7 protein-coding genes are annotated in these 5,608 nt (G+C 49.4%); 4 read left to right on the top strand and 3 right to left on the bottom strand.

What is annotated here, in order from left to right:
* From INT22_RS10660 to INT22_RS10650, 3 genes are all read left to right on the top strand, one after another.
* Nucleotides 1-295: OmpA family protein (locus tag INT22_RS10660; RefSeq protein WP_193068202.1), on the top strand; the 295-nt coding region annotated here is incomplete at its 5' end.
* A 205-nt stretch (nucleotides 296-500) separates the two neighbouring features.
* Nucleotides 501-959 (top strand): BapA/Bap/LapF family prefix-like domain-containing protein, encoded by a 459-nt coding sequence (locus INT22_RS10655; RefSeq protein WP_193068201.1) that lies wholly within the window; start codon nucleotides 501-503, stop codon nucleotides 957-959.
* 555 nt (nucleotides 960-1,514) lie between these two features.
* On the top strand, nucleotides 1,515-2,255 hold the full coding sequence (locus INT22_RS10650) for a response regulator transcription factor (protein WP_193068200.1): 741 nt from the start codon (nucleotides 1,515-1,517) through the stop codon (nucleotides 2,253-2,255).
* Nucleotides 2,256-2,366: 111 nt separating this feature from the next.
* Here the strand turns inward: INT22_RS10650 and purC are convergent, their stop codons facing one another.
* From purC to dapA, 3 genes are all read right to left on the bottom strand, one after another.
* On the bottom strand, nucleotides 2,367-3,080 hold the full coding sequence (gene purC / locus INT22_RS10645; RefSeq protein ID WP_193060837.1) for a phosphoribosylaminoimidazolesuccinocarboxamide synthase: 714 nt from the start codon (nucleotides 3,078-3,080) through the stop codon (nucleotides 2,367-2,369).
* A 30-nt stretch (nucleotides 3,081-3,110) separates the two neighbouring features.
* Nucleotides 3,111-4,109 (bottom strand): outer membrane protein assembly factor BamC, encoded by a 999-nt coding sequence (bamC, locus tag INT22_RS10640; RefSeq protein ID WP_193060838.1) that lies wholly within the window; start codon nucleotides 4,107-4,109, stop codon nucleotides 3,111-3,113.
* Between the two features lie 76 nt (nucleotides 4,110-4,185).
* A complete protein-coding gene (gene dapA, locus INT22_RS10635) occupies nucleotides 4,186-5,070 on the bottom strand; it encodes a 4-hydroxy-tetrahydrodipicolinate synthase (protein WP_089039768.1) in 885 nt (294 codons plus the stop codon).
* Nucleotides 5,071-5,455: 385 nt separating this feature from the next.
* Here dapA and INT22_RS20745 point away from each other — a divergent pair.
* Nucleotides 5,456-5,608 (top strand): redoxin domain-containing protein (locus INT22_RS20745; protein WP_226912606.1); only part of this gene is annotated, 153 nt, incomplete at its 3' end.

Raw genomic sequence — 5,608 nt, 5'->3', positions numbered from 1 at the left:
AGCTCGCTCTCGGACTTCTGGGGAATATCGTTTTGGTGAGTTCATAACTCCATCCTCTCAAGATATGGAGTCTCCGGTAAAGCCGGGGCGGTTCAACTTGCGCCTTTCCGAACAGCGGGCAAAAGCGGTCGCTGATGCTTTAGTGGCAGGAGGAACCAATCCTCAGAATATTCGCTATACAGGCCTAGGGCAGAGTGAGCCTTTGGTGAGCTGTCAAAACATTGCAGGTGCTGTATTAAAAGAGTGCCTGGCGCCTAACCGCCGCGTCGAAATTTTATTACAAGAAAATAGTTGAAACTGAGAGGGGCTTGTTTTCGCAAGTTTGCTAAATGCTTCTAATTAAAGGAGAGCCAAATCCAACAATAATCGGTTTTTGACTTTGATAGTTCTTTTCAGCCTTGGGAATCTTCAGGCCAGGATGCATCGGTGTTCTACAGGATGTTGGGGAAAGCGAATTCGTCAAGGTAACCCTTTGGAAGTAACACGAAAATAGGTGAAGCATGGACAATGCACTCATTGTCATTACCCCTAAAGCGGGTGGTGATGCGGTTGAAATACCAAGAGGCAGTGTTGTTGATTTGCAGGAACCGAGCGTCGTTACGATTTCTGTAGGACCTGAAGAAACTGCCGCTTTTGATCGGTCGGGAATGGATCTGATTATCACCCTGAAGTCCGGTGAACAAATTATCATTGCTGGCTTTTTTAATGCCCCGGGGGGGGAACGCACGGAATTGCTTCTCAAGGATTCCACTGAGGTGATTTGGTGGGGGCAGTACGAGATACCTTGGTCTGGGTTTGCGTTCTCTGAAACCCAAGTGGCAGCAGGTGGACTAGCGCAAGATAGTAGCAACCCTTCTTGGGCAGCTGCCTTAGGAATGCTTGGCTTGGTTGGTATTGCTGCGGCTGCTTCCTCTTCGTCTTCTTCAGACAGCGACTCAGATATATGGAGTCTCCGGTAAAGCCGGGGCGGTTCAAACACTTCTTAACATTGAAGCTAGCACAGGGAACTACTCTTCTCCACATTATTAATCAATATTAACAGCCTAGTCAGTGAGTTTTTTTAGTCTCTTTTAATGGGCTCTAAGGTAGAAAAAATGCATGCCAACTAAGAATCGCCTAGTACCTTAACCAGATGAAGAGTAAGCACTTACTAATCCCTTTACAGAAAACAGACCAGACTTAAGGAAACCTGCTGTTAATTTAAATTCACATAGCAACTGAACTCATCAATTTACATTTCAGCCGACATGCGTATTCTGGGCAGCAGCTGACCTGCCACGTATTTCGATCACGTTCGGCGCTGGTCATACCGCTGCGGCAGCATCAACAGAGGAAAAGTTCAGGGATACTAAACACTACTGGGCAGGCACTTAACGAGCTTTTCTACTTGCAAAGCTCATATTTCAGGAGAGCAAGTATCTAACTATGCTGCCTTGATGCTTTTTAGATCTAGGAACAGATTTGCAACCTATGCTGCTCACTTTCACTGACGAGACCTGACTTGGATACAGCCTATGCGCATTGCAGTAGTAGAAGATGAGAAGGTGGTATCAGAGCGCATTGAAAAAGCGCTTATGGATGGCTTTGCCGAGCGAGGTATAGAGGCGAACATCTACTCATTCGAAACCAGTAAGGCATTTATTCATACCGCTAGCCGCAATACATTCGATTTAGTCATACTTGATTGGCACCTGCCCGACGGCACTGGTATTGCGCTGCTCAATTGGATGAAAACCTACCTACAGATTATTCCTGCTGTCCTAATGGTGACCCTGAGGCAGGAAGAAGCCGATATTATTCAAGCCTTGAACGCGGGGGCTGATGACTTCATCAGCAAACCTTTTAGGCCGCGCGAACTGGCCGCAAGAGCCTATGCGTCAACCCGTCGCCACTCGCTCCGCACGCCAAGTGCTGCTCAGCAGCAAACATTAGAGTTTGGCCGCATTAAGCTCAATACCAATCGTGAAACAGCCTACGTGGACGGAGAAGAAGTATCGTTGACGAGGCAGGAGTTTCGGTTAGCCTTTCTTCTACTAAACCAGTTAGGAAGTCCGCTTTCACGCTCCTACCTATATGAATATGTATGGGGTAAAAGTGATCCGCCTGGCACTCGTACGCTAGACGTTCATATTCACCGAGTGCGCAAAAAGCTTAGTCTAACGTCGGAATTTGGTTGGAACCTTGTTTCAGTTTATGGCTATGGCTATCGGTTACAGGCACTTGATGAACTAACTGCAGAGTCTTCAGACGACTAAAGCACACTATCAGAGTTTAATAGAAAAACCCGCTTCGGAAGCAGTATCCTAAGCGGGTTTTTACTATGCGAGCATATCAGCACAAACATTTATTACATATATGCTACGGCATTAATCAATATGAATACCAATCCGTCGTGCTACTTCTTCATACGCTTCAATGACACCACCTAACCCCTGGCGAAAGCGATCTTTATCAAGCTTTTCTCGCGTATTGGCATCCCATAAACGACATCCATCCGGGGAGAACTCATCGCCAAGGACTACATCGCCTTTGAAGACTCCAAACTCAAGCTTGTAATCGACTAGCAACATGTCGCCTTCGGCAAACAGCTGCTTAAGCACATGGTTCACTTTAAAAGTAAGTGACTTCATTTTCGCCAGCTGTTCGGGGGTTGCCCAGCCAAAGGTTTCTGCTAGCGACTCGTTAATCATGGGGTCTCCCTTTTCATCGTTCTTTAAGAACAATTCAAAGGTGGGCGGATTCAAACTGATGCCCTCTTCCACACCCAGGCGCTTAACTAGGCCACCTGCTGCAATGTTGCGCACGACGCATTCAACAGGAATCATCTCCATTTTTTTGACTAGGCTTTCAGTATCAGAAAGCTGCTTCTCAAAATGGGTAGGAATCCCTGCCTCTTCCAGGCGCTGCATAATGAAAGCATTGAAGATGTTGTTCACTTTGCCTTTGCGGGCCAGTGACTCTTTCTTTTTGCCATCGAAAGCACTGGTATCATCACGAAAGTGCAGTACCAACAAGTCAGGGTCGTCGGTGGTATAAACGGATTTCGCTTTACCAGCGTAGAGTTCTTGGCGCTTTTCCATAGGGGCTCCGAAGGGTTTCAAAATTAAAAATTAACGTAGGTAGCCGGAGACTCGCTCAAGCAGCTCGCGCTGATCGTCAGCAGTTAAACTACGCTCACTGGCATTAATCGCACGCAGAATGGTCTTATCACCATCAGGCTGAAGAGCTAGACGAATTTGCTGCGACATGCGACGCACATCGGGACTGAAGACAATTTGTAGCGGGTTGCGACCTCGCTCAGTCTCGGTCATGTACTCAACCAGGAATTCATAGTTTTCAGCAGAAGTGGCTAATAGGTCGCGCTGCCCTTCGACACTAAAGTCGAGCTCAAGATAGTGGTCCAGCTCTGCCCAAACACGATCAATGGATTGAGGGATCACAACTTCCCACGCGTCGCCCTGCTGGCGCATTTGCAGCGTCTGATCTTGTGCGAGTCGTTGTGCAGTCCAAGAAGATGCGCTAGCAGTGGCACTGCGTGCGCCTAAGTACTGCTCTAGGGCATCAAGACACACAGTCACACTTTGCCCTGCTTGCTCACAGCGCACCTCACTACTGCCCGCCCTGAGCGCGCTTTGTAGCTTCAACGTGGCTTGAGAGGTCACTATGACACCTTGATTCGCATCGCTTTGCTGAACACCTAGCTGGCGACTATTCGCGAACGCTTCTAACTGAGGCCAGACAGTTCCCGTATCTGCCGCGACCACCAACCAAGTCTGATCACCGACCTGACGACGCTCTACAAATTCAGGTTCTAAACCACTGCCAATTGTCAGCGTCTGGGGGGGAGCAATCTCGGCCGCCTCATCAATACGGCTACCTTGCACCGCTACCTGGGGCACCGGCATGGCATCACGGTAACGCTGTGGATTGCGGGTTTCTGGCAGTACTAAGGGGGGCGCTGGGGTAGCTTCAGTATAATCCAAATTACGGTCGTGATAGTAACCATCGTCGCGCGCGCATCCAGCAAGCGTGACAGCCGTTGCGAGAGCCAGCGGTATCCATTTAAGCGCACGTTTTTCAAGCAAACGTTTTTCAAGAACAGGGCTCATCAAGCCACCTTTACAGTCAACAGGTCGAGTACTCGGCGCATCAACGTACGCCGAGTAGCAAAGGGGTTACGTCGAATTACTCCTCTACGACGCCCGCCAGCTGCAGCGCTTCACTGACAGTGGCGTGGTACTTTTCCGACAGCCAGGTCAACGGCAAACGAATCCCTGCGTCCATATATCCCATGCGATGCAGTGCCCATTTAACCGGAATCGGATTCGCTTCAATGCCTAAATTGGTGTGTAACGGCATCAAACGCGTATTAATTTGGTGAGCCTTATCCGAATCACCAGCTACGGCTGCAGCGCAGAGTTCATGCATCGCTTTGGGCGCTACGTTCGCAGTCACCGAGATATCGCCGTGGCCACCCATCAACATAAAGTCACAGGCGGTGGCATCGTCGCCGGAGTAGAGCATAAAGTCGCTGCCCTTCAAGCGGGTAATTAGATCCTCTGCGCGCTCAAGGTTCCCGGTAGCATCTTTCAAACCGATAATATTCTTCACCTCGGCTAGGCGTACTACCGTTTCATTGTACAGATCAGAGCAGGTACGGCCGGGAACGTTATAAAGAATTACCGGCAGTTTGCTTCCTTCAGCCACCGCTTTGAAGTGTTGGTAGAGGCCTTCCTGAGTCGGTTTGTTATAGTAAGGACAAACCGATAGACAGTAATCTGCGCCGACTTCGCTAGCGTAACGCGCTAACTCAACCGCCTCTGATGTGGCGTTCGCTCCCGTGCCGGCGATCACCGGAATACGACCATTCACCTCTTCTACCACGCTGCGGATCACATCAAAGTGCTCAGCAAACGTCATGGTAGTAGGTTCGCCCGTGGTGCCCGCTGCGACAATGGCATCAGTGCCATTATCGAGGTGGAAGTTCACCAGGCGACGAAGCGCCTCCCAGTCGATGTCGCCATTGACTTTCATCGGCGTCGCCAGGGCGACAATGCTGCCTGTGATCATCCGTTTTTTCCTCACCTGCCAAATTATAAAATTAAGCTACTGACGATGTTCATTGAAAATCGAGAAGCTTCGACCATAAGGGCTCTATTTATAAGAGCCTGTCCACAAGAGACTGCCCACAAGAGACTGTCCACAAGAGCTTTGACCACTAGAACGAGCACTATCGGGGCGATTTAACCTACTGCCATTTTATGCTTTGAACACTTTGCTGTCGTCCCAAGGGAGGCGACAGACAGCAAATGGTACTCAGGCGGCTCGAACCTGTACAGCGCAAAGCGCTGAGAGTTTTCTCACCTGCTCATTACTGGGCGCCTATTCGCTTTGACATAATAGCGTTACTTTCGTGTAATCAACTAAGTAAACCCTCTCATTAAAGGAGCTCTTCATGTCTGTAAAACTCAATCACCCGGTACCTGACTTTTCTGTCCCAGCCACTAGCGATACGACGGTGACGCTGTCTAAGCTGCGTGGCAAGCAGGTGGTTATCTATTTTTATCCAAAGGCCAGCACCCCGGGGTGCACTACCGAAGGCGGAGAC

Source organism: Halomonas sp. 3D7M (genome assembly GCF_014897885.1).
Taxonomy (GTDB): Bacteria; Pseudomonadota; Gammaproteobacteria; order Pseudomonadales; family Halomonadaceae; genus Vreelandella.
The sequence above is the reverse complement of the archived record's forward strand: the minus strand, read 5'-3'. Positions and strand labels throughout refer to the sequence as shown.

What these genes read in the sequence shown, in the direction of transcription:
- bamC (WP_193060838.1), bottom strand. Translation starts at nt 4,109, where the DNA reads ATGAGCCCTGTTCTTGAAAAACGTTTGCTTGAAAAACGTGCGCTTAAA.
- INT22_RS10655 (WP_193068201.1), top strand. Translation starts at nt 501, where the DNA reads ATGGACAATGCACTCATTGTCATTACCCCTAAAGCGGGTGGTGATGCG.
- purC (WP_193060837.1), bottom strand. Translation starts at nt 3,080, where the DNA reads ATGGAAAAGCGCCAAGAACTCTACGCTGGTAAAGCGAAATCCGTTTAT.
- dapA (WP_089039768.1), bottom strand. Translation starts at nt 5,070, where the DNA reads ATGATCACAGGCAGCATTGTCGCCCTGGCGACGCCGATGAAAGTCAAT.
- INT22_RS10650 (WP_193068200.1), top strand. Translation starts at nt 1,515, where the DNA reads ATGCGCATTGCAGTAGTAGAAGATGAGAAGGTGGTATCAGAGCGCATT.